Here is a 24,053-nt window from a genome sequence, read left to right as displayed (position 1 = left end):
TAGAGCAATATAAAAATACAAATAAAACAAATTATGATTTGTATTTGCATTTGTATGATGTCTGTATCACAATAAAGGCACAAAGGATTAGAGGAAGAGGTGGGGGTATGTCGCAATCGACGTTACAGACGGCAATCAAGGAAGAGTTACTGTCGCGAATCAAGAGAGGCTATTACGAAGAAGGGAAAAAATTCCCGACGGAGTATGTACTTTGTGAAGAGTTTGATGTTAGTCGGACGACCGTTCGGGGGGCATTGAACCAGTTGACGCTTGAAGGGTATCTGATTCGACAGCAAGGGCGTGGGACGTTCGTCGCCGGTAAAAAAGTGCGGCAGACATTGTCGCATACACCGAACAACTACGCCGCTCAGTTAGCGGTGCAAGGTAAGCGGGGCGAGGTGTCGTTGATACAATTATCCGTCGTCTCTGCGACCGACGTCTTGACGGAAGTCTTCCCTGTAAAAGAACAAGCACCCATCCAGAAAATTGAACGGATTCGTCATGCTGACGGTGAACCGACACAATATGAGATCTCATTCATCCCGTGGTCGATTGCTCCAGGGATCACGAAGGAACAAGCAGAACATTCGTTGTTTGATACGCTATCGAAGGTCTTCAATATCCAAGTGGCGAAAACGACGGAGTCACTCGAAATCGTCCTTGCGGATGAATCCATCAGTAGCCATCTCAAATGTCCGATCAATGCGCCATGTTTTTATATCGAGACGGTGACAGAGGATCAGGAAGGTCGGATCATTGAATATTCACGATCCTACTTCCGCGGGGATAAGACGAACTTCGTAATTGAACGTTCGTATCGTTAAATGGAATAGCGCTGTTGTTGAGAAGCGCGAAAAGAGGTTGAATCCATTCACACATCGGAATGGATTCAACCTCTTTTGACGTCATCATTTTGTTTCAACTTACATCATGCTAAGTAATAGTTGAGGCTGTTCGGAGAGTAAATAATCGTTTTCGACGTAGCGATGATAGGACAATGACGAATCGTTCATATGAAAGAGCGTCAACTGTCGACTCTCGAAGTCGACTTCTTCTATGTAGACAAGTTCTGCAGCGCCACCGGAGTGATGGGGAGGAAGCAGTTTTAAGGACAATCTTTCCCGTAAAGCGATGAATAACATGACTTCCATTCTATAAGGCGCAGAAATGGAAGAACCATGATGAAGAATAACGGATGAATCGATGGAGAGATAAATAATTGGATTCATAGTAGATAACGATACCGGATGAGTCATTTCTTTTTGAAGGTATTGCATGATGGACCTCCTTATAATAAGAACGTATGTTCATATTATGGGTTATGAATCCATTTTTTGCAATCCTACATAACGTTAATAGCCTCATGATGTTTCATCCATAATCGTTCAAGTTTTACTGTGAGATAGCGGAAACTACTTTTCGAAAAGAATGCTGAAATTCTTATATATCTTGCGATAACCGAATCATATCCATGCACCGGATCCCGTTTTCGATGATCTCTTCTTCATAGTGTCTCAAGAAGAAGTTCAGATCGACTTCAACGATTCTGAATCCACATTTTTGGTAAAGTGCTAGCTGTCCAATGCTTGAATTGCCCGTTCCGATTTCAATGGTTGTATACCCCAGTGTTTTCGCTGTGCTAATCGCATGTCGTAAAAGATCTTTTCCGATACCTTGTCCTTGATGCGACTCATCTACTGAGATATTTACGATTTCAATCGTTTGGGGCCTTGTCGGGAGAAGTACATATACACCAATCCATTGATCATTGCTTTCAGCGATGAAACAATGACCTCTTTTTACATAGCTTTCGACTAACTTTTGAGACGGGTCCGCTGCTAGCAAGAGCTCCATCGGTGGATTTTCATGGACGGATAATTGTCGGATGTTCATATTCTCTCTCCTCATAGATGTATTTGTATGCGTTTGACTTAGAAGTCAGTTTCACTCTATTGTCTCAATAGTGGATATAGCAGCGTTATGTAAGAACTTGTGAGCCTCCGTTCTTCTTAAGAGTACAAAAGAACATTTAAGAAAAAAGTCGTCTTCCGTACAGAGTACCGGAAAACGACTTTCATTCGTTAGATTAAGATCATGATCGTTTAATTAGACGGGAGGAGCTTTACGACATGCAAGGTAGATTTTTTCCGGTTCGTGATGGAGTAAGTGAGTTTCCCATCTTGCAGTAGAGGAAGAGATACCAGCTCTTCAAAGTCCGTTAAAGGAGCGACGGTCTTCGCTTTTAAGTCCGCATACATCAACTGATGGATGCCTTCGCGGAAGATGACTTGTGTATTTGAGAGGAACTGAATGCCGTCGATCGTCGTCTGGGCACTGGAAGCGGAATAGTTCAGCGTCTGTTCGTCCAATCCGATGGGTTGGAATATGGCGTCGCCTTCTGTTCCAAGAGCGAGATAGGTACCGCTGCGACTGAAATCAATTAATCCGGATATCTCTTTTTTGTAGGCACCATCCAGCGTCTCAAGCACACGGACGTTCTTTCCGTTGTTAAAGTGAGACGTGTATAAAGTCACGCCGTCATCGCTATCGCGGTGCTCGTATGTGAATAGACCGTCTCGTATCTTTCCTGTTTTTAAGATGAAGGACTGAAGTGGTGTGATCTTTTCGGTTTTTAACGAATACGTTTTTATCGTGGAGACCGTTTTTTGTGCAGTCGCTTCTTGCGTGATCCAGGAAACCCGAGTTGACGTGACATCGATTTTTGGAGGGGACGTATCGAAGCGACTTTCTCCAGTATCGAGCGTCGTCACCTGATTCGTCGTAATCTTCAATTGACGAATCGACCATTTCACACCGGTCTTTGTCGGCTGTTCTGTTTCGACCCATAGTAAAAACGCACCTGTACCCGTCATCATCGGGATTGCATTCTTCGTCGCATGGACGATTTTGTTGTGCTGTCGTTTCGTATCGTATGTATAGATGACACTCTTATTTTCTTGTAGGTCAAAGTAGAAGATCTGGTTTTGATAGAAATACTGCGGATCAATCGAGACACGGTGTTTGCTCAGTAATGAAGAGAGGTCGTACGTTTTCGTTTGACCTAACGTGACGCGCTCCGTTTGCTTTTCTAATTCGATTGCTTGTTGGTTATTGGAGTCGGTCGTTGCTTTCTTCAAGGAAGTGTTCACTTGTTCAGGTGACAAGACATTTTTTTGTGCTACACGCGGTGTTGCTTGTTCTTCCATCATGGTACAACCCGCTGTCGTCCAAACGATGGTCGACAGATAAAAGACGGATGCGGATCGATGTAATTTCATATCGGATAGCTCCTTTTAAGGTTTTCGGAAATGTAGTTCATTGCTGTACCTCATGTGAAGAGTGACTTGGACGACGGGTGTAAAGAAACACGAGATACCACCACATTAATGTGTAGGCGAACAAGAAGACACACATCCATGCCCACGGTCGCAGTGTCGTCAATCCTTCGTAAAAATGTCTGAACTCTGTAATGTCAAGACGGTACAAAGAGTTCCAAATGAATAGTGCATACAGAAAAAGCATGGCTACCATCGCTCGGATCGACGCTTTTCTCAAGGCTGGATGCTTGATCGCGACGAAGATTGCACTGATAAGCGTGATGAAAAAGAAAGCATAGAATAATACCCACACCCACATGTCATTGGTTGGTCCCATATGTATTTTCCTCCTCAGTTAATCATGGATGCGTCTAGACGATCTTCTAAACAAAACAGAAAGAATGACATCAATCAGTAACCCGATCAAGAACCAACTGATCAAGGTCAGGATGTAGATCAGGAACAGCGGGACATGGAAGGAATCTAGCCATGTTCCAAGAAAGGATCGTGATTCAAGAAGCCAGAAGACAGGGCTCGTCAGAAACAATAAGATATTTTTGTCGTCGTAGCCGAAGGCATTGAAAAGACAGACGGCAAGTGAAAGTAAGGGAAGCCAGAGTCGAAAACCTGTACGCATTGTTATTCATCTCCTGTTTGAGTGGGGGGTTCATCGGACTTGAATCAAAAAGGCGGATAGACCGTCGCCATGTTCATTCCATCGCGCAACGACCTCATAGGTATACGTACCTTGAGAAGAAGGTGCGATAAGAATGTCGTTTTTTAATGAAACCTGTTCACTTTTCGTTTTCGAATCTCAGCGTACGACTTCGAGCGAATCGGGTTTACGATCAAACGAGAGATGAATTTTGTCAGAGGGTGAGACGATGACGGGTTTACTTTTTTCAGTCATGTGTAAAGCATCGACATAGATCATGTCCGCACATTGAGCACTGAACAAACTGGACCAGCAATAAGAACCTTGGACAGTTGGAATCGCTTTACCGTTTACTTCAACGTTTGGGTCATAGGGTTCGATCCGAAATGGCTCAAAATAGATAAAAAAAGCAATCACGGCAAGTAGTGAGCCAATCAAAATGAATTTAAGGATACCAGCTCCTCCTTTATTGAATAAATAATAGTGTTAAATCGGAAATTAAAATCAATCAAGTCATATATCATGCAAAAGAATCTTCATATAGAATCATTTTCCACAATAAACTATCAAATCCCTTCAAATGGATGAAGGGATTATGAATGAGGCACACGTGTCTCTTTGAGACGACTAGGTTTTGAGGAAGTCATTTTCCTTTTACGAAGAATGGAGGAATCAATGCTTCTCCCAGTGGGCTTGATAATCGAGAATATATTGACTTAGGGGAATCGGCTCGGTACCAGTCACCTCGCGGAACTGACGGTTCGTTCGTTTCGTGAGTCCAAGACTAATCGGGAGGTGTAACATGATGACTTCATTGACGTAGCTTTTCGGATATCCTTTTTGAACCATCTTCATTTGGAAGAATGGAATCGAAGGGTTCGTGTAACGGATCGTCTTTCCTAAGAGTAGCGTCATCAGACTTGCGATCTCATGGAAACCGAAAACTTCCTCGCCATGCAACGTATAGACACGATTGAAATGGGGGGCAGGATGTTCGAGGCAATGGATGACGAACGTCGCGATATCCCGGATGTCGATCATGCTTGTCTTCCCAAGACCAGCGGGCGTAACGATCTGTTCGTGAAAACGGATGTCATCACGCATGAAAAGATTCAAATTTTGCATGTAGTATCCGGGACGGATGATCGTAAACGGGATACCGGTCTCTTGAATGATCTTTTCGATCGTATGGTGAGGTGTCAGCGGAAAGACTGGAACATCCTTGAACGAGAGATAAACAATGTGCCGAACTGAGGTGAAGCGCAAATAGCGCAGAAAGAGATGGAACTGTCGTGTTGATACTTGGGACGGATACATCAAAAAGAGTTGATCGACTCCTTTTAACGCTTGTGAAAACGTTGAGATATCGGCGTAGTCCAGGTGACGATAGTGAAAAGCATTACCGAATTTCTCTGAAGCAGCTGCTGGGTCGATGACAGCCGCATGAAAGGGAATATGTCGCTTCATCATTGCATGACCGACGGCTAGTCCGACGTTTCCTGTGAATCCTGTTACTAAAATCGTCATGTGTAACGTCCTTCCTGTACACTTGACTGAACTGCTGTTTGATGAGAAGTAAATCATGATATGTCTAAGAAAAAGTGAGGTGGTAAATCGTCCGCTAATTGCTTTATCGTAACTTGATTGAGCGTATTAAAGAACGAAATCAGTGCAACATCTAATAGTTGATCTAACGCACGTACCTGATAACGCGTTCCCGGAAAAAGCGGACGTTCGAATAACGCGACGACATCTCCGACCCGGACAGTATGACTCAATGGGAGGAGTTGAACACCGCCTTCTCGTCCAGCATGGGTTCGTAAAAGACCTGCTCTTCCTAAAATTGAAATGATTTTCGTAAGATGCTCGTACGAGATGTTACATTGAAGCGAAATGTCTCTCGTCTTTACGTATTCTCCTCTTCGTGTCATCGATTTTGAGGTGTGTGCCAAAAAAAGTAATGTCAGCAAGCCGTGTTCCGTAGCACGTTTCAACCGCACGATCGCATCTCCTTTCATTTTTGACTGACGATGATTTCAGACAATCAAGAGACAATATCGCGTCATGGAGGAAAAGGGCGCTTTCGTCATGTAAACATGCGTGTAGGAATCATCGAATGTGATCAAAGCAGAAATGAGGTGTGCGCGAATGTACCGACAGGAGAGGCTTCGCCGTTGAGGCGTAATCAGTTCATCTCTTCGAGAGTCGAAGTCGAGCAACAATTGCAATGGGTACTCTGTGAATATCGTCACCTGACAATGAATGCCGAGCCGGTGATAATAATCGACGATGCATTGACGAACGAACAGTGCTCGTTCATGAGTAATCATATGCTTTGCCCTCCTCTTCATTTACCCAATCGGATAGGTGGTCTTTTATATATTGCCGAAGGGTGATCGGTCGTTCACCAATTAGTTCTAGAAAGTGGTTATCCGTCTCATCCGCTAGACCTAATAAGATCGGCACATGAAGTTTGATGATTTCATTGGTTTCTTCGTAAGACAATCCATGTTGCATCATAAAGGACCGGAAAAAATCAATCGACGGGTTTGTATACATGATCTCTGTTTCAAGTTCTTCTCCGAGAAGCCGGGCGACTTCGTAAAAATTGTAAGCCGCTTCACCGCTGATCGTATAGATTTTATTGAAGTGAGTGGCTGGGTTTTCAAGACACGTCATCACGGCGGTCGCTACGTCACGGGCATCAATCATGCACGTCTTACCAATTCCTGCCGGTGCGAAGAGGTGTGCATGATCTCGTAACATATCTCGCATGAACATGTTTAAATGCTGCATGTAGTAGCTAGGACGAATGATCGTGTAGGGAATGTCGGTTTGGCGAATGACGACTTCAATACGATGATGTGGCGTGAATGGGAGGGATAGAGCGTCTTTGGCTGAGAGGTAGACGATGTGTTGCAGGGCAGTCTGTCTGAGATAATGAATAAAATATTCGAATGTCTCCAAGTCCGCGTTTGCAGGAAATTCGAGAAAGATTTGATCGCATCCTGCGAGTGCTTCTACGAACGTCGAGGCATCCTGGACATCGAATCGACGAAAGTCAAAATGCTCTCCATATAATTCGGAAGCGGCTTGTGGATCGGATACCCCGATGCAAAAAGGCTGTTCTTCCGTGCGCATACGTTGGCTGACGAGCTGCCCGATCGGTGAAGAAAAGTCCGTAATGAAAATCATGGGAAAATTCCTTTCCTCTCTTAGATGAACGAGGCATCACTGATGTTGGAAAGTGGTAAATAAAATACTTGTATTAGTTATATAATACCCTAATTATCTTTCAAATACCGGATAGATGATAGTTCCTGCTAAAAACATAATTAAGTATTCCATTTATTCAATATATGAACCTTAATATTCAAAAAAATTAATTATTAATACTTATGTTTACATATCTAGGTTTATTATGAATATTACTCGACGTACTTGTCGTGAAAGCTATTGTAAATATACGCGTATGTTTCCTTGAGTGACTTAATCGCAGTCGCATCGCCAATGATATCCACTACATCCGTCGACACATACAAAAGAAAAACTGAGTCATAGAAGACGATGTAAGCTGGCGTGTGCCCTCGATAGACTTTTGTGCAATAGGAAATGATTTCATTGAGCTCTATATCTTTCACATGCGCATAGACGACACCTTTATGAGCTACTTCATCTTCCACGATATACTCTTTCCAGTTTCGAATCGTGATCGACGAGCCTACTCGTGCCTTTGCTGAATAACGACGAAAACGATGAATGTACGCAGCAACGAATAGAAGATGGATGGATCTGTCTTCTTGAAAAATCGTCTGAAGAATTTCTTTCAACTGCGAGGCATTTAGGTCTTCCATTAAAAAGCGGATACGGCGTTCTGGTATTGACTGAAAATAGGGTGTTGGCTTTTTGATATCAAGCTCGATCTGGAACCGAGATAAATCAAGCATATAGAAGTCTCCTCATTCTATTAAAGTTTTGGTGACGAATAGGGAATGTGACGGATGAAGGCATCCAGCTGAATGTCGAAGTACGCTTCAAGATCGAATCGCAGTTGCCTTTCTAAATCAGACAAGCACGTCACTAAGGTGTCGAGCGGAAAAACAGTGTTCATCCGTTCATCGCCCCAAATCGATTGAATGTTTCCTTGATCAGCAGAAGGGATCATCGATACGATTGCCCCTTCTTCATCATGGTCAAACTCCACCGAATAATAATAAAAGGCAGGAGTACATGAAGGTGTCACCAATCTTTTCCACCGATACAACGATTTATAGAACTCGAAGATGGCTAATGATGTTTCAAGATATAGTGCATGATCAATGATGATTTTGACATTCGCTTCAATCGACAGAATGGTGGGGATGTCTCTTGCTGAAGCATTTGAAATAGCGTTCGGTGAATTTAAAAAATCATACGTACATCTGATTTGAGAAGACATGTTCATCACTCCGGTTCATGAATTGACATTAGCTGAATACTTTATTTCGTTGCCGAAACGGACGAATCCCTAGAGCAATCGAAGCCCCGATGCAACTAAATAGGCAGCCGATGATTAAAGGAAGAGACAGCGTCGATTCACCAATCAATACGGAAGCAACACCGCCAATCAACGGAAATAGCGCGACCATATAGCCGCTCTTCGCACCACCGATCCGTTCGACGAGTTTCAAATAAAACAGCCAGGCAAGAAACGATGCAATCACGGTTAAATAGAGTAAGGCAGAAAGATAGGTGACGGTTGTCGGGAGCGTAAGCGGTGTTCCTTGGAACCAGACGATGGCGCCCATCAGTAGACTCGCGACAGTGAATCCAATCGCGTTGGCATGAACCGGGTTGATTCGTTGCTTGGCGTTCCGAGCTGAACTGGCGTCACCTACTGACGTCAATAGCGTGCCGACTAGAGCAATCAAGACACCTTTTAAATCGGTCAGTCCATGGATGCTACCTAGACTCGGAACAATCAGGACACCGACGCCGATGATACCAAAACATCCGCCAATCCAAACGCGCGCATGGAGGGTCTCTTTTAAAAACAAGCGCAGAGCGATTGGTGTCAGAATGACCTTGAGTGAGAAAATCAATGTCACGATCGCAGCAGAGCTTAACATCGTCGCATAATAGAGACATAAGTAACTCAGAGCGAAGTTACAGACACCGAATACGACGATGAAAAGCATGTCCGACGCGGTAGGTTTGTTCGTTCGTTTAACGAATAGCGCGAATAGGATGAAAAGAACAGCGGTCATCGCTAATCGATAGGTCAGGGATACTTCCAAGGCGACAGGTGTTCCTTGGATTTTGACAGCAATGAAGTTCAGTCCCCAGACGATCAAACAAAATAAATACATGAAATATGTCATGGTTAATCCTCGTTTACGTATTTTCATTTCCAAATCTTTTCCTGTCTATCATCTTAACAAAAATGGTCGTGTAACAAACGATTTCAGTAAAAATCATTTGTCAGCATAAACAAAAAATCACTGACCGTCATACGACAGTCAGTGATCCAATAGATAGAAGCATCAATCATAATTTGATTTTAACGGTGTAGAGAAAACCGGTAAATCCTGTTTTTACGTTCATGACGAAGGTGTTTTCATTTTTCGGTACGATGTAGATGACATCAATTTTTGAGTGTAACGGAGCGTAATAACCTAAGCTTTCTGAATAGGCTTTTTTGTTTAGGTTAATCGTTTCTTCAGGCGTGTAGCTTTTCTTGTGACGATCAATCAATGGGAAAGAAGAGGGTTTATAGTCGATATAAGAGTCAGCTGAATCTTCACCCTTTACCTGCATCTCAAGTCTGACAGATACGGCTTGTTTATCTTTCGGAAGATTCTTAAGTGGAACACGTTTCGCCGAACTGACCATGAACCCACGTTCTTTCATTAAATTTTTATCACCAGCATAAGTCTGAAGACCACCTTTATTCATCAGTTCTTCGATGGCGTCTGTATTCGTTTTCTTTGACTGTTTCTTTTGTCCGGTCTTCACGTTGGTTGATGCAGCATTCGCAGCATCGACTTCGATTTTGACGGTCGTCGGCTTCGCAATGGCTTCGCTTGTCGCGAGAAGCACATACGTATTTTTATCACTTGGAACACGGAACACAAGATCGACGCGAGAAACGAAAGGTGGGAAATAGCGATAGCCGTCCTTCCAAGCGTCTGGGTTCCGGTTCTCATAATCGACAGCTTCGTATACATTACCGCTTGTATCCTCTAACGTGAATAGATTTGGCTTATAAATACCATATCCGCCATTTGCGTCTTTATCCTTGTAGTTCTCAAGGATGACGGGAACGGTAACATATTGTTCATCATCAAGAGGTGGTAATTTCAACTCCTTTGGAGGTGATAGGAGAAGTTTATCAACATGGAAAATATTGCTTTTTGTTTTAGGATCTCCCGGATAGGTTTGAACGACTCCACGATTCATTAGTTGATCGAGCTTGCTCGAATTGACTTTTTTCGTAGAGGACGCTTTCTTTTTCTTGTCTTTTACATCTGCCAATTTCGTTCCTGTCGTCTTGACCGTTGGTGCAACTGTTTGTACCGGTTTCGTGGACGCAGGTCCTTCTTCTGTCGTAGCAAAGAAGAATAGGGAAGCGACACCAACGACAAGGGCACCACCAACTGCGGATAAGGCGAGTCGGAAACGTCGTTCCGTCGCTTTCGTATTCGTTGCGACACTTCCAATCGCAGCATTTGGTGTAATGCTGACGGCGCGTTGAGCGGGTAAGAGGGCACCGAGAACTCCCGTGATGGCAGGAATCAACAACATAACACTCAAGAAGCCGAGCTCACCTGTTGGGAACTGGTTATAGACGAAGCCGATCATCGCAAGAGCGATCAGTAAGCCGATGATTCCAGCGAACAGTCCGGTCATCAATCCTTCACTTAAGACGAGCGTCCGGATTTGACCGTTCCGCCAACCAGTTGCCTTCAAGACGGCAAGCTGACTCTTTCGTTCGTTGACGTTTTGCCACATGATCTCCGTCGTCGTCAGGATAGCGATAAGTAAAGCGACACCCATCGCAACATAATGCATCGTGCCGATTTCGAGTGCAACGTATTCGCCGAGCCATGTCGCATACAAGACACCTTTCAGTCGGAAGGTGATGAACAGGAAGAAAATGAACAGACTCGTCGGCAAGGCGATCGCGATTGTCGAGAGGATCGTCCGTTGCCAGTAGGTTGCGAGTTGGTTGATGCTCATCCCAAGGACACTTTGTGCCCGGACGAAGCGACGTCCTTTTGAGACTTCACCAGAACGCATACTTTCGAATGGTTGAATCCGGCGAATGAGCGTCATCGGGACGAGCGTACCGCCCCAGTAAATCAATAGACCAGCAAGTCCAATCAAGATGATCCGTGATAAGGCAATCGGATGATCCGTCGTCAGCCAGAACGAACCGAGGATCGTCCAAGAAATCAAGGCGACGAGTGTGCCGAGTAACGTTGCTTCTAGGAACAGAAGCTTCGAGAGCTGACGTGGACGCCAACCGAGCGACAGTAAGATCGCGAATTCCTTCTTGCGGGCATAGAGTAAGATGATGTTTGAACTGAAGACATACACGAGCGCAACAGCGATGACACTTGCGATGATGCCGCTCATTCCGACTTTCGCTTCTTGGAAGATGGCCATCGATGAACCGAGTTTGATCCACGGTTGCTGGATCCAACCGAGTGCCGATTCACCTTTTAATCCAGGGAGGTATGTCAGCGCGAGCTGTGGTGAGGAGCCAAGCGTGACGTCGGTGATCAGACCGGTCTTGTCCTCGATCTCTTGAGCAACAGCTTTCAACTTTTTCTCACTCGTCGCGTTCATCGTCTCGACACCTTTGACGTTGACACGAATGGCAGAGATGGCTTTATCACCACGTAACTTAAAGGCGGCGTCAAGCGTCGTCAGCATCGATGGTGGTTTCGTCAAGAAGTCATACGGATCGTTCGTCGGTTTGACTTCCCGGACTGGATTGACCGGTTTTTCATTCTTGTCCATGACCCATTGGGCTTTCGCCGGGAAATAGGTCTCCATCGGCAGTTCCGTCAATGGGTCTTTTGAGATGTTCAATTTCTTCGGATCAAAGACACCAATGTAGTTCAAATGCATTTTCGGTACTTTATCAAGGTTACCCGTGTTGTCACCGAAGAGACGAGCTTTTCGATACATAGATCGTTTCGAAATGAGGGCGTCCTTATCGACTTCTTGAGGTGTTACTTGATAGGTGAACGGCCAACGTTTGGCAAAGGGACTAGCAATCGTTTGATACTCGATAGACGATGGCTTTAAAAACATCCAGTCAAAGCTACCACTTGCTTTTTCCGGAACCTTATCTTCGAGAATGTTCTTAATAAGTTGCTTTGATGCTTGCTCTGTCGAAATATAGTATTCCTTCGTATCTTTAACAGGAAGCGTCTTGAGATAGGATTCGCCACCTTTTTTCATGATACTGCGCACCGTTTCAACCATTGAATCTTTGACGAGCGGGATATCGACTTTCTCGTAGCGATAGGTCCGCGAAGCATTGACGTATTCCTGACTGTTCATGATCAATGGGATATCCCAAACACCGTCACCATAATCGTTCACGACATCGTCCTTCGTGAAATAACGACTATGCGTAGCCTTTTTGGTTGCCTGATCGAGTCCAACGAGTTGTGCTTCTGCTTCCGGATCAATCCCGGCAAGCATCACTGCGCTCCCGTAACCGTAGATAGGAAACTCGCCTAATTCTTGCGGTGAAACATCTCGATTCAATCCGTCACTCTCAGGAGGGAACCAACCGGCTCCGGCAAAGAATGAATAAGATTCTGTTTCTTTCTTTAGCCCAGTATCTTGCATATCCGTAAACGAAATTTTGTAAATGCCCGGTTCTTTGAAATTATAGGTATCCGTTTCAGCATTCGTATTGTAGTTCCCAATCATCGCAATCGGTGCTGCGACTTCTACGTCAGCAATCTGCTTGATCGTCTCATATTGTTTGCGGGTGATCCCGCCGTCGAGCCCACTCATGTAGTTCGGTTCGAGCAGGTTCAAGTCTTCTGTCACGCTCCGGCTGCCTTCCGGACGAACGACGATATCATACGATGAGCCCCAGCGTTTTTGCAGTTCATCGACGACCGTTCCGTTGTTGGCTTGCGTCGTACCGATTAAGTAACTTAGTCCGGTACTGACGATCAGGACGCCGACGAGGAGCAGAATGAACCGCTCCTTGTTGCGCCACCAGGAATTCCAGATGAATTTAAGCATCGACAAAACCTCGATTCCTTTCAATGATGGTACGACCCATGTCAAATTCCTCCTAGTGATTAAATTATTGTTTCGTCAGATCGATTTTGACGGTCGTTGGTTTGGGAAAAGCTGGATCAGAAGCGAACAGAACGAATCGCTTCTGATCGATTGGTACTTGATAAACCAACTCAACTCGTGACTTGTACGGTGCGAAATATTGAAACCCGTTTTTCCAGGCTTTCTCATTGCGATTCACATAATCGATCGGTTCATAATCGGTTCCTTGTAAGTCTGTCAAGGCATACCGATTGGGACGATAAGTGATGAATCCTCCCAGATCATCCCCTGTATCTTGCATGACGACAGGGATCGTCAAGAAACGATAACCAGCACGTTGCTTTAGATTCAGTTCTTTTGGTGTGTCAATCAATGCCTCGACATGAAAACGATCAGATTGATGTTTCGGATTCCCGGGAGTTGTTTGCGTGACACCTCGCCTCATCAATGTTTTTAATTTTTCCGTTTCCTCTGTTGAAGGAGTAGTAGCTGACGCATTCGCTTTTTTGATATCGTCGAGCGTGATCTTGACGGTCGTCGTTTTTTCGACGGCCTCATCTTTTGCAAGCAAGACGAACACCTTTTGGTCAACCGGTACTTGGTAAACAAGATCGACCCATGATTTTTTCGAATTGATGTATTTGAATGCATTTACCCAAGCCGTTTTATCGTGATTGACATAATCGACGGGAGTGAATTCTTTTCCGTCAAGAGCAATCAACGAGAAGGTTTGTGGTCGATACGACGAAAACGAACCTGCAGCTAATTCATCCCGGTTATGAAGGAAAACTGGAATCGTCACGAAACGATATCCTGACTTCTCCTTGAGCTTTAACTCTTTTGGTGTTGAAACGAGCTTTTTAACAGAGAAGTCATAATTCTTCGCCGCCGGGTCACCCGGGTACGTCTGAATAGCGCCTGCGTTCATCAATTGCTCCAGTGCCGTGTTGTCTTCGGCAGTATGTTTCTTATCGTCAGGATCTTGAGCGAGATTTTTTAATTTTTGTCCGGTCGTTTGTACTTTTGGTGTCGTTATTTCTTTTTGAGCCGTTCTCGTTTCAGGTGCAGCGAGGAGGAATAAACTCGTCGTTCCGATGACGAGCGTAGCAGCGATGCTACCGAGTGCCCATTTGAAGCGACGTTCGGTCAATTGTTGATTATCGTTTACGCCACCGATGGCTGCATTCGGCGTGATCCGCACAGCACGCTGGGCAGGAAGCAAGGCACCAAACACACCAGTCGTTACCGGAATCAGGAGCATAAGACTTAAGAAACCGAGTTCACTGGATGGGAACTGATTATAGACGAAGCCAATCATTCCTAAGGCAACTAGTAGACCGACGATTCCAGCGAAGAGTCCAGTCATCACTCCCTCGCTTAAGACGAGAAGTCGGATTTGACCGTTGCGCCAACCGGTTGCCTTCAGGACGGCGAGTTGATTCTTTCGTTCGTTGACGTTTTGCCACATGATCTCGGTCGTCGTCAGGATAGCGATGAGTAGGGCGACGCCCATTGCGACATAATGCATCGTACCGACTTCGAGCGCGACATATTCACCAAGCCAGGTCGCATATAAGACGCCTTTCAGTCGGAACGTGATGAACAAGAAGAAGATGAACAAGCTCGTCGGTAAGGCAATTGCGATGATGGACAGAAGCGTGCGTTGCCAGTAAGTCGCGAGTTGGTTGATGCTCATTCCAAGAACACTTTGTGCTCGGACGAAACGACGTCCTTTTGAGACTTCGCCAGAGCGCATGCTTTCAAATGGTTGAATGCGTCTGATGAGTAACGTCGGAACAATCGTACCGCCCCAGTAGATCAAAAGCCCGGACAATCCGATCAAGATGATGCGTCCGAGGGCAATCGGGTGATCCGCTGTTATCCAAAATGATCCGAGAATCACCCAGGCGATGAGTGCGACCAGCGTTCCAAGAAGTGTTGCTTCTAGGAAGAGGAGTCTGGATAGCTGCCGTGAACGCCATCCGAGCGAGAGTAAAATCGCGAATTCTTTTTTTCGAGCATAGAGCAAGATGATGTTCGAACTGAAGACGTAGACGAGCGCGACAGCGATGACGCTCGCGATGATGCCACTCATTCCGACTTTCGCCTCTTGGAAAATCGCGATCGACGACCCGAGTTTGATCCACGGTTGCTGGACCCAACCGAGTGCCGATTCTCCTTTTAGACCGGGTAAATACGTCAAGGCGAGTTGCGGGGAGGAACCGAGTGTGACGTCCGTGATCAGACCCGTCTTATCCTCGATTTCTTGTGCGACAGCTTGCAATTTTTTCTCACTTGTTGCGTTCATCGTCTCGACCCCTTTGACGTTGACGCGAATCGCAGAAATTGCTTTATCCCCGCGTAACTTAAAGGCAGCATCGAGTGTCGTCAGCATCGATGGTGGTTTCGTCAGGAAGTCATAGGAGTCGTTGGCGGGCTTGACGTCACGGACTGGATTGACCGGACGATCATTTTGATCCATGACCCACTGTGCTTTTGCCGGGAAGTAAGTTTCCATTGGAAGTTCAGTCAACGGATCCTTTGAAACATCGAGCTCCCGTGGGTTAAAGACACCGATAAAGTTGAGATGGACTTGTTTCCATCCTTTAAAACCACCTTCGAATTCACGTGCTTCGCGATACATGCTTCGCTTGAAGAGTAAGGATTCCTTGGCGACCTCTTTTGGTTGAACTTGGTAGGTAAAGGGCCAACGGGAACCGTACGGACTCTTAATTGTTTTGTATTCAACCGGTGAAGGTTTCAAAGTAATGGAAGACAGTGAATCACTATTGTTCGCATCGCCTGTTGATAAGGTGTTTTTAAGGATACCGTCCACCAACTTTTTTTGGACGTCTTGAGTCGTGATCGAATAAGAGGTAGGCTCTCCTACTGGTAGTTTACTCAGGTATGTTTTCCCACCTTTTTGTTCAATCTTTTGGACCATGTCTGCAACGCCTGTTGCAGTGAACGGAAGCTCTACCTTTTCATATGTATAGGTGCGCATCGCATCGACGTATTCGCGAGAATTCAATAGAATCGGAATCTGCGTCGCTTGATCACCGTACGAAGCGGGAAGATCCGTTTCGCTGAAGAAACGGCTATACGTTCCGGTAGTGGTCGCTTTTTTCAAACCGACGAGCTCGTCTTCAGCAGCAGGATCGATTCCGGCAATCATGACTTCTGAGCCGTAGTCATAGAGGGGTTGTTCACCAAGTTTTAAAGGGGAGACGCCTGTGCGCGTTGCATCACCCATTGGTTCCCAGCCAGCAGCAAGAAACGTTGTCATGGTATAAGATTCGTTTTGGAGTCCCGTATTTTGAGAATCCTTGATTTTCAAGCGGTAAATCCCTTCTTCTTGAATCGTATGGGTACCGACGCTACTCGATGTCGATGTATAACCAATCATCGCTATTGGTGCTGCGACTTCGACGTCGGCAATCTGCTTGATCGTCTCGTACTGCTTGCGGGAAATCCCACCGTCGAGTCCGCTCATATAGTTCGGTTCGAGCAGGTTCAAGTCTTCCGTCACACTCCGGCTGCCTTCCGGACGGACGACGATATCGTACGACGATCCCCAGCGTTTTTGCAGTTCATCGACGACCGTTCCGTTGTTCGCTTGCGTCGTACCAATCAAGTAACTCAGTCCGGTACTGACGATCAGGACGCCGACGAGGAGCAAGATGAAACGCTCCTTATTGCGCCACCATGAATTCCAGATGAATCTCAGCATGTACTATCCCTCGCTTTCGTTTGATTTGAAGAAAATTGTGTAATGTGACCTCCTTATCACTTATGTACATATCCATATATTTCTTTTTATTTTTCCATTATATACAAATAATAGTGAATTGACTAAAAAATCTGTTAATTCGATATGTTCGTTTTTAATAGATTAGAAAAAGCACCTCACGAAGGAGGTGCTACATCAGGAGTGATTCTTTTAAGCATAGAGTGGGCTACATTTCCGCATGATGATTTCGTCGAACGAACGCCCTTCATAGGATACAGCATCAGGAATCGTTTCTACGATGTCAAAGCCAACTTTTTTATACGCAGCGATGGCTCGCTCATTATGCGAAAACACTTCAAGTTCAAGTTGATGAAGTCGAAGTTCCTCGAAACAAAACCGGATGATACACGCGATCGCCTCTGTCCCGTATCCTTGACCGGTCCAGGGGAGGGCACGCATCGAAATACGAAAGCCAGCTTGTTTCAACTCTGCCTCAATGTCTAAAATGGAACATTCACCAATTATTTCACCGGAATTCAAACAGATAGCGAAATCGAAGCGCGATGGATCAGCTTGAATCGAAAGAATGTGCTGTTCAATCTGTTCAATCGAAAACGTCGCTGTCGTACCAGTCAGATAACGTAATGTCTCATCCTGGGTTTGTTCGAATAAGACGTGTGCATCGGTCACGTTAAGCGGACGGAGGAAAATTCGTTTTGCGGTCAGGTTCATGAATACCTTCCTTTCTCATGATGAAAGCTTGATCGTTTCGTCCGTTTCCGTCGTAAAATAATGCCGTTTCGTTCGATCCTGGACGATCCAAACGATCCATCCACCGATGAACAGAAAGCTGACTGCAGCGACGGTATACGTCAAGCGGATTGAGGTCTCCGCATAGAAACCAATCAACGCCGTCAAGAGAATGACACCAGCTGACTGTACGACGTGGATACTACTGAGGAATCGTCCCATCGATTCGACCGGAATGTGCGTTTGAGCGAACGTCATGAAGCCGGTGTTCGCAAACGCAAGGGCGAACGTCAGCAAGAAAAAGCCGATTGCTGCCGTCAGGAATGATGTCGCTGTGGCAAAGATCACATAACCGATCGGTGTCATCAGTGCTCCAAATTGAATCAAGAAGCGGAGCGACAAGCGATGCGTGAAGGTCGCATTGATGGCAGAACCACAGATGATGCCGATTCCAGCGATACTGACGAGAAATCCATACGTGCTTTCATCCAGTTGCAACACGATTGTCGCAAACGAGGCTTCGAGCGAATCGAGTCCGCTCATCAGGACGATCATCAGCGCATAGAAGGCGTAGACGAGCGTGACGTAGCGCCGCGTCCGTGCAAACTGAAGCGTCTCTTTCCAGTCCGCAAGAATCACTTGGAGTGAGAAGGACGTCGCTGGAGTCTCTGCCTGACGGACGTCGGGCAAGACGGACAGTAAGGCAGCAGAACACAACAACGCTCCCGCATTCAAGACGATTGCCGTCTCCGGAGAACCAATCAAAAATAAGAATCCAGCAATCGAAGGTCCGAGAATAAAGCCGGCTGATTGAATAAAGTTCTTCAACGCATTGAACCGTTGGCGGCTGTTCTCCGGGACGAGCTTCGTCATGTAGATCAACGACGATGTCTCAAACAGTGTGTTACCGATGTTCAGGATAAAGACGAGCGCATAGAGGACATACAACGAATCGATCAGTGTCAGTGAAAAGACGAGCCCGGCACGCGAGACGTCAAGCATGACGAGCAAGCGGCGCTGATTGATCCGATCGACGACACTACCGGACCAGAGGCTCGTCAACAGTGCGGAGATTGGCAACAGAATATAGAGAACGGAGACGGCGAACGCTGATCCCGTTCGTTCAAGGACAATTAAATTCAAGGCGATGAAGTAGACCCAAGCGCCGATGTTCGAGACACCGACACCAAGTAATAGCAATCCAGGGTATTTCCAATTCGACATATGACACACTCCTTTTTATTGTTTTTTAAGCCAATAAAAAAATCCCACCTCCAAGACGTTGGTCTTGGGGACGAGACTGTGCGTGTCGTGGTGCCACCCCTGTTCGCGAGACCGTCACCGGTACCGCCTTCATCGGTACGACCGTTTTCAAACGGCAAATACCTGAGCTCGATAACGGGAGCACCCGTCACGATATCCCCGATTCGGTTCCACCGTGCTGCTCAGAGGCTTGGTTCGGTCAATGGCTGATGCTCCTTTCCACCAATCGGAGCTCTCTAGGAAAAGCCGAGATGACGTACTGTTCTCTTCGACGCGTTTGAATCATGTAATTTTTACCATCCTATCATGAGTTTCCTGAACCTGTAAATAAGAATATGAAATGAATCAGTTGACAAGGGAAAGAAAGGATTGTAAATTAGGAGCATGAATTTAAATGTTTAAACGTTTAAACGGAGGCGCTATGAGAAAAAACGAACAGGATGTACAAGCTCTAGACGCAGCAGTAGGATATTTTCAAGATGCGATTCCGATTTTTCAAGTCTTATCGGATGTCAATCGTCAAGCGATCATCATTGAATTGGCACGGTACGATCGTTTGAACGTCAGTCAATTGGATGAAAAAATTTCATTATCTCGACCAGCGATTTCGCATCACCTGAAAGTATTGCGGGCAGCAGGAATCGTCGCTTCTGAGAAAGTCGGTACGGAGAACTACTATTATCTGACTTTACAAGAAGCGGTCAACGTCTTGAAAACATTGACGGCAGCCATCGAAGAAGATTGTATCCTACGCTGAACAAGGCTCTTTTCTCACATATGAGAAGAGAGTTTGATTTTACACTAAACGTTTAAATGTTTAAACGAAAGAACATAATGAAAGTGAGCGATGAATGATGCAACATCTAACCATGATTTTACAAGATCAAGCCGTAACCGAAGAAGTCTATAGTGGGAAACGCGCGTTCTTTGATGCAGGGAAAACGAAGACGATCGATTTTCGGTTACGTCAGCTCGAACGGCTGGAACAGTTAGTCCGATCAAACGAAGAACGGATTCTCGTAGCATTAGCAAAGGATTTAGGAAAACCGACATTTGAAGCCTACACGTCAGAAATCGGCGTGCTCTATCAAGAGCTACGTGAAGCGAAAAAACAATTGGCGCGCTGGATGGAGCCGAAGCGAGTCGCCACACCACTCGTCTTGCAGCCGTCAAAGAGCTTCATCCGACACGATCCGCTCGGTGTCGTCTTAATCATTGGACCATGGAATTACCCGTTCCAATTGTTACTTGCACCCGTCATCGGCGCAATCGCAGCCGGAAATTGCATCGTCTTGAAACCGTCGGATTTGACACCGCATACGTCGGGTTTGATTGCAGAGCTCATCGCAACGACGTTCGATCCAGACTATATCAGTGTCGTCCTCGGTGATGGGGCAGTCGTCGGTGACCAATTACTCGATCGATTTCGCTTCGACCATGTTTTCTTTACGGGAAGCCCGGGTGTCGGACGACATATTGCCGTGAAGACGGCTGCCAAACTGGTACCGACGACACTTGAGCTTGGCGGGAAGAGTCCTGTCATCGTCGATAAGAGTGCCAATCTGCAGGTAACAGCGAAACGGATCGTCTGGTCGAAATTCTTTAATGCCGGTCAAACGTGTGTCTGTCCGGATTATCTGCTCGTTGAAGAGACAGTCAAGGATGCGTTGATCCAGTTGCTAAAAGCAGAAATCAGACGTGCTTTCGGAGCGGATCCACAAATGAGTGAAAGTTATGGACGCATCATCAATGAGCGCCGCGTTCACGCTCTGCAACGCCTGATGCAACAAGGCACAATCGTTCACGGAGGACGAATCGATTTAGCGGATCGCTACGTGGAGCCAACGTTGCTTGACGCCGTATCGCTTGAGGAAGACATCATGCATGAAGAAATCTTCGGTCCGTTACTTCCGATCGTATCGTTCAGCTCACCGGAACAAGCTGTCTCGATCATTCGTCGCAATCGTTATCCACTCGCCTTATATCTCTATACGGAATCACCGGAGATGGAAACCTACTTCTTGGAGCACGTCGAGTTCGGAGGAGGATGTATCAACAATGGCATGGTGCATCTGATGAACGCTGAACTGCCGTTTGGTGGAGTCGGTGGTAGCGGGATGGGGGCGTATCACGGCAGACACACCTTTGAGACGTTCTCGCATGCGAAGAGCATCGTCAAAACGTCGACGAAACTTGATCCCTCGTTACGCTACGCACCGTATACGTCGAAAAAAATGACTATCGCAAAACGTTATTTTGCACGCTAAGTCAAACAACAAAGGAGAATTCACAATGAAACAAAAGAAAACGATCGTCATCACAGGAGCATCTAGCGGAATCGGACGGGCAACCGTCGAACGGTTCAGTCAGGAAGGATGGCATGTCGCAGCGACGATGCGAAAGCCGGAGACGTCAAGCGATCTCGCCTCGTTACCGGGCGTTCGCTTGTATGCACTGGATGTCACGGACGAGAGGAGCATTCGTCTAGCCTTTGAAGCCATCACAAACGATTTCGGTACGATCGATATCCTGTTGAACAATGCAGGGTACGGTGCGGTCGGGATCTTCGAGGAGGCGACAGCGGAGCAAATCAAGCGTCAATTCGATACGAACGTCTTCGGCGTCATGAACGTGACGCGTCAGGCATTGCCACTCTTTCGAAAACAACGAAAGGGGAAGATCGTGACCGTGACATCCGTCGGGGGACAAGTCACGTTTCCAATCTATAGCCTGTACCACAGCTCGAAATGGGCTGTTGAGGGATTCATGGAATCGTTACATTATGAGCTTGCTCCGCTCGGGATCGCCGTCAAACTGATCGAACCAGGACCAATCAAGACCGACTTCTACGGACGGTCGCAAGATCTCGTGCAAACGGACATCGTGGATTATGCCGACTATATGAAAACGGCGCTCAAAAATTCGAATGCAGCAGGAGAAGAAGCCGAAGGACCGGAAGTCGTCGCCGATGCGATTCACCTTGCCGTGATGGATGACTCGAAAAAGATGCGATATCCCGTCGGCAAGAATGCAGCGAACTTAATTCGATTGAAACGATTCTTGCCGCACGCGGTCTTTTTCCGAATCGTCCGTCGTGTCATCGAAAAAGCATGATTAGTCGAGACTGACGCAAAAAAGAATGAGGTAAGGATGGCAGATCATCATTCTGCCATCCTTATTTTTATAGGGACTAACTTTTGAATCAGCCTCGTTAACCGATTGATCCGTTGACAAGCGATCGGTCGCTTCATATAGTTTAGTTAACTTAACTATAAGGAAAGGGAGTCTGATTCATGGCAGTGCTGAGGAATCAACGCTTTGTCTTCATGTGGTTGTCCGGTATGACATTAACGCTCGGTTTTGCGATCTTCTTCTTGAGTGTGTCGTGGTTGACGATTGATGTCTTGCGACAGCCTGCCTTGCTTGGTCTGATATTAACAGCCGTGTCGTTGCCCCGGGTCATCATGATGGTGTTTGGTGGCGTGTTCGCCGATCGATTCCAGAAGAGCCGTCTTCTCTTTTGGACGAATCTCGGACAGGCGTTCTTGATGCTTGGTGTCATGCTCTTACATTACGCTGATGCTTACTCGGTAGGGACACTCTTGTTGATTTCTGTCGTGTTTGGCATTTTGGATGGCATGTCTTATCCTGCTTTATCGTCCTTGTTGCCGTCTCTCGTCCCTGCGTCGCAGTTACAGCGGGCGAATTCCTTATTTCAAGGATCACTCGAATTGATGTTCGTCATCGGTCCGTTTCTCGCGGGACTTCTGCTGACGCAAGGGGGATTTGGACTGAGCTTCGGGACAGCGATGATCTTAATCTTTATTGCAGCCGTACTGGTCCTACCGCGGCTGATTCGCGATCCTATTCCGGATACCTCCGTCCTCTCGATTCGTCAGGTCTTACGCGACTTACGCGAAGGAATTCGGTATGTCAAAGAGACACCCGTCTTACGTGCTGGTACGTTGTCGATTGCCATCGTCAATCTATTCGTCATGGGACCGTTGATCATGAGCATCCCGATTCTCGTCGGCGCAGCGAAAGGGTCAGCGGCGGATCTCAGTCTCATCGAAGGTGGTCTTGCTGTCGGGACATTTGTTGCCAGTGTCGTCGTGTTGTTTCTAAGGTCGATTCATCGCGGTCGGTTCGTCTTTTGTGCGCTGTTTTTGACGTTAGGTGCTTTCTTGCTGTACACCCAGGTGGCATCGATTCCGTTACTTGCCTTTACGGCAGCAATGAGTGGATTTTTGTTGATGCTCGTTTATCTGCCGACCGTGACGATTTTACAGGAGCGGAGTGATCCGGATAAGATCGGACGCGTCATGAGCATCATGGCGCTTGCCGCTTCCGGTTTAGAACCGATTGCATTCGCGGTCTTATCGCTTCTAGTCGCGATCGAAATTCCGATTCAGTTTCTGCTGATTGCGTTCGCAGTGATTGGTGTCATCTGTGGTCTGTTACTCTATCGCGCAAGTCGAGATTTTCGGAACATTTCATGACAGGAGGAAAACAATGGAAGGATCTAAAAAACAGGACATCTTGACGATGTATCGGCGTATCGATGAACTAGATCTTCAGCTGGCGAAATTTTTCGCAGCGTTGAATCCGTTTGCTTTGAGTCAACAACAGGAACAGCTACTGCTATTGTTCAAACGAAAAGACTCCTGGACGTCGACGGAAATCGCACGAACGATGGGGATCTCGAAGAGTGCGGTCAGTCAAGTACTGAAAATCTTGGAAGAACGTACATTCATCAAGCGTCAGAAGAATCCAGCAAACTTAAGGGAAAGTTTCATCCATCTCGATACGAATGGGGTAGCCTACTTGCGAACGATGGATGAGATTGAAGAGCAATTGGCGGAGGAGATGACGACGATTCTTGACGAAGTGGAACTAGATATCATCAATCGTTCCCTTGTGCGCATGATTGATCGATTTCAGGAACTCCATCGATCGTAAGTAAACGGATTTTCATAATCAGACGAATCAAATGGGAAAATCCTGGAATGATTTGTGTGATACGCTAAGTCATAAGTGATTCAGA

The 24,053-nt window shown here is 46.2% G+C and carries 24 protein-coding genes; 6 read left to right on the top strand and 18 right to left on the bottom strand.

Going from position 1 to position 24,053, the window contains the following annotated elements; all coding sequences use genetic code 11:
• Positions 1–107: 107 nt before the first annotated feature.
• On the top strand, positions 108–824 hold the full coding sequence (locus tag KNQ06_RS07535) for a GntR family transcriptional regulator (protein WP_215147791.1): 717 nt from the start codon (positions 108–110) through the stop codon (positions 822–824).
• Between the two features lie 99 nt (positions 825–923).
• Here the strand turns inward: KNQ06_RS07535 and KNQ06_RS07530 are convergent, their stop codons facing one another.
• From KNQ06_RS07530 to KNQ06_RS17170, 18 genes are all read right to left on the bottom strand, one after another.
• Positions 924–1,277 (bottom strand): hypothetical protein, encoded by a 354-nt coding sequence (locus KNQ06_RS07530; RefSeq protein ID WP_215147789.1) that lies wholly within the window; start codon positions 1,275–1,277, stop codon positions 924–926.
• Between the two features lie 163 nt (positions 1,278–1,440).
• Positions 1,441–1,893 (bottom strand): GNAT family N-acetyltransferase, encoded by a 453-nt coding sequence (locus KNQ06_RS07525; RefSeq protein WP_215147787.1) that lies wholly within the window; start codon positions 1,891–1,893, stop codon positions 1,441–1,443.
• Positions 1,894–2,102: 209 nt separating this feature from the next.
• Positions 2,103–3,278 carry a hypothetical protein gene (locus KNQ06_RS07520; RefSeq protein ID WP_215147785.1) on the bottom strand — a complete coding sequence of 392 codons (1,176 nt, stop codon included), beginning with the start codon at positions 3,276–3,278 and terminating at the stop codon, positions 2,103–2,105.
• A gap of 37 nt (positions 3,279–3,315) precedes the next feature.
• A complete protein-coding gene (locus KNQ06_RS07515) occupies positions 3,316–3,654 on the bottom strand; it encodes a hypothetical protein (protein WP_215147783.1) in 339 nt (112 codons plus the stop codon).
• An 18-nt stretch (positions 3,655–3,672) separates the two neighbouring features.
• The gene (locus KNQ06_RS07510; RefSeq protein ID WP_149427255.1) at positions 3,673–3,954 is read right to left on the bottom strand and encodes a hypothetical protein; all 282 of its coding nucleotides are present in this window, start codon (positions 3,952–3,954) and stop codon (positions 3,673–3,675) included.
• Positions 3,955–4,131: 177 nt separating this feature from the next.
• Positions 4,132–4,410, bottom strand: coding sequence for a hypothetical protein (locus KNQ06_RS16990; protein WP_251133491.1), 279 nt, complete (start codon positions 4,408–4,410; stop codon positions 4,132–4,134).
• A gap of 234 nt (positions 4,411–4,644) precedes the next feature.
• Entirely contained in the window at positions 4,645–5,499 is an 855-nt protein-coding gene (locus tag KNQ06_RS07500) for an NmrA family NAD(P)-binding protein (RefSeq protein WP_050677785.1), read from the bottom strand.
• A gap of 53 nt (positions 5,500–5,552) precedes the next feature.
• On the bottom strand, positions 5,553–5,972 hold the full coding sequence (locus tag KNQ06_RS07495; RefSeq protein ID WP_029341552.1) for an RrF2 family transcriptional regulator: 420 nt from the start codon (positions 5,970–5,972) through the stop codon (positions 5,553–5,555).
• A gap of 36 nt (positions 5,973–6,008) precedes the next feature.
• On the bottom strand, positions 6,009–6,302 hold the full coding sequence (locus tag KNQ06_RS07490; RefSeq protein WP_023468121.1) for a hypothetical protein: 294 nt from the start codon (positions 6,300–6,302) through the stop codon (positions 6,009–6,011).
• Positions 6,289–7,167, bottom strand: coding sequence for an NmrA family NAD(P)-binding protein (locus KNQ06_RS07485; RefSeq protein WP_215147781.1), 879 nt, complete (start codon positions 7,165–7,167; stop codon positions 6,289–6,291). The genes KNQ06_RS07490 and KNQ06_RS07485 overlap by 14 nt, the downstream gene beginning before the upstream one ends.
• Positions 7,168–7,400: 233 nt before the next feature.
• Complete coding sequence (locus KNQ06_RS07480) at positions 7,401–7,919, bottom strand: hypothetical protein (RefSeq protein WP_215147779.1); 519 nt, start codon at positions 7,917–7,919, stop codon at positions 7,401–7,403.
• A gap of 20 nt (positions 7,920–7,939) precedes the next feature.
• Positions 7,940–8,410, bottom strand: a complete 471-nt coding sequence (locus tag KNQ06_RS07475) for a DUF7878 domain-containing protein (RefSeq protein WP_215147777.1) — start codon at positions 8,408–8,410, stop codon at positions 7,940–7,942.
• Between the two features lie 28 nt (positions 8,411–8,438).
• Positions 8,439–9,332, bottom strand: a complete 894-nt coding sequence (locus KNQ06_RS07470; RefSeq protein WP_215147776.1) for a DMT family transporter — start codon at positions 9,330–9,332, stop codon at positions 8,439–8,441.
• Positions 9,333–9,498: 166 nt separating this feature from the next.
• Positions 9,499–13,227 carry an ABC transporter permease gene (locus KNQ06_RS07465; RefSeq protein ID WP_215147774.1) on the bottom strand — a complete coding sequence of 1,243 codons (3,729 nt, stop codon included), beginning with the start codon at positions 13,225–13,227 and terminating at the stop codon, positions 9,499–9,501.
• A 64-nt stretch (positions 13,228–13,291) separates the two neighbouring features.
• Positions 13,292–16,996 carry an ABC transporter permease gene (locus tag KNQ06_RS07460; RefSeq protein ID WP_215147772.1) on the bottom strand — a complete coding sequence of 1,235 codons (3,705 nt, stop codon included), beginning with the start codon at positions 16,994–16,996 and terminating at the stop codon, positions 13,292–13,294.
• Positions 16,997–17,206: 210 nt separating this feature from the next.
• Positions 17,207–17,728, bottom strand: a complete 522-nt coding sequence (locus tag KNQ06_RS07455) for a GNAT family N-acetyltransferase (protein ID WP_215147770.1) — start codon at positions 17,726–17,728, stop codon at positions 17,207–17,209.
• 15 nt (positions 17,729–17,743) lie between these two features.
• The gene (locus KNQ06_RS07450) at positions 17,744–18,970 is read right to left on the bottom strand and encodes an MFS transporter (protein WP_215147768.1); all 1,227 of its coding nucleotides are present in this window, start codon (positions 18,968–18,970) and stop codon (positions 17,744–17,746) included.
• Between the two features lie 25 nt (positions 18,971–18,995).
• Positions 18,996–19,121 (bottom strand): hypothetical protein, encoded by a 126-nt coding sequence (locus KNQ06_RS17170; protein ID WP_483299326.1) that lies wholly within the window; start codon positions 19,119–19,121, stop codon positions 18,996–18,998.
• A 282-nt stretch (positions 19,122–19,403) separates the two neighbouring features.
• Between KNQ06_RS17170 and KNQ06_RS07445 the strand changes: the two genes are divergently transcribed.
• The 5 genes from KNQ06_RS07445 (at position 19,404) to KNQ06_RS07425 (ending at position 23,968) form a co-directional block, all read left to right on the top strand.
• Entirely contained in the window at positions 19,404–19,766 is a 363-nt protein-coding gene (locus KNQ06_RS07445; RefSeq protein ID WP_023468128.1) for an ArsR/SmtB family transcription factor, read from the top strand.
• Positions 19,767–19,860: 94 nt separating this feature from the next.
• Positions 19,861–21,276, top strand: coding sequence for an aldehyde dehydrogenase family protein (locus KNQ06_RS07440; protein WP_251133490.1), 1,416 nt, complete (start codon positions 19,861–19,863; stop codon positions 21,274–21,276).
• A gap of 25 nt (positions 21,277–21,301) precedes the next feature.
• Positions 21,302–22,123: an SDR family oxidoreductase gene (locus KNQ06_RS07435; RefSeq protein ID WP_215147766.1), complete on the top strand. Its 822-nt coding sequence runs from the start codon at positions 21,302–21,304 to the stop codon at positions 22,121–22,123.
• A gap of 179 nt (positions 22,124–22,302) precedes the next feature.
• Positions 22,303–23,508 carry an MFS transporter gene (locus KNQ06_RS07430; RefSeq protein WP_215147764.1) on the top strand — a complete coding sequence of 402 codons (1,206 nt, stop codon included), beginning with the start codon at positions 22,303–22,305 and terminating at the stop codon, positions 23,506–23,508.
• 13 nt (positions 23,509–23,521) lie between these two features.
• Positions 23,522–23,968: a MarR family winged helix-turn-helix transcriptional regulator gene (locus KNQ06_RS07425; protein ID WP_215147762.1), complete on the top strand. Its 447-nt coding sequence runs from the start codon at positions 23,522–23,524 to the stop codon at positions 23,966–23,968.
• The last annotated feature ends 85 nt before the right edge of the window (positions 23,969–24,053 follow it).

It is taken from the genome of Exiguobacterium sp. s91, assembly GCF_018618915.1.
Taxonomy (GTDB): Bacteria; Bacillota; Bacilli; order Exiguobacteriales; family Exiguobacteriaceae; genus Exiguobacterium_A; species Exiguobacterium_A abrahamii.
The sequence above is the reverse complement of the archived record's forward strand: the minus strand, read 5'-3'. Positions and strand labels throughout refer to the sequence as shown.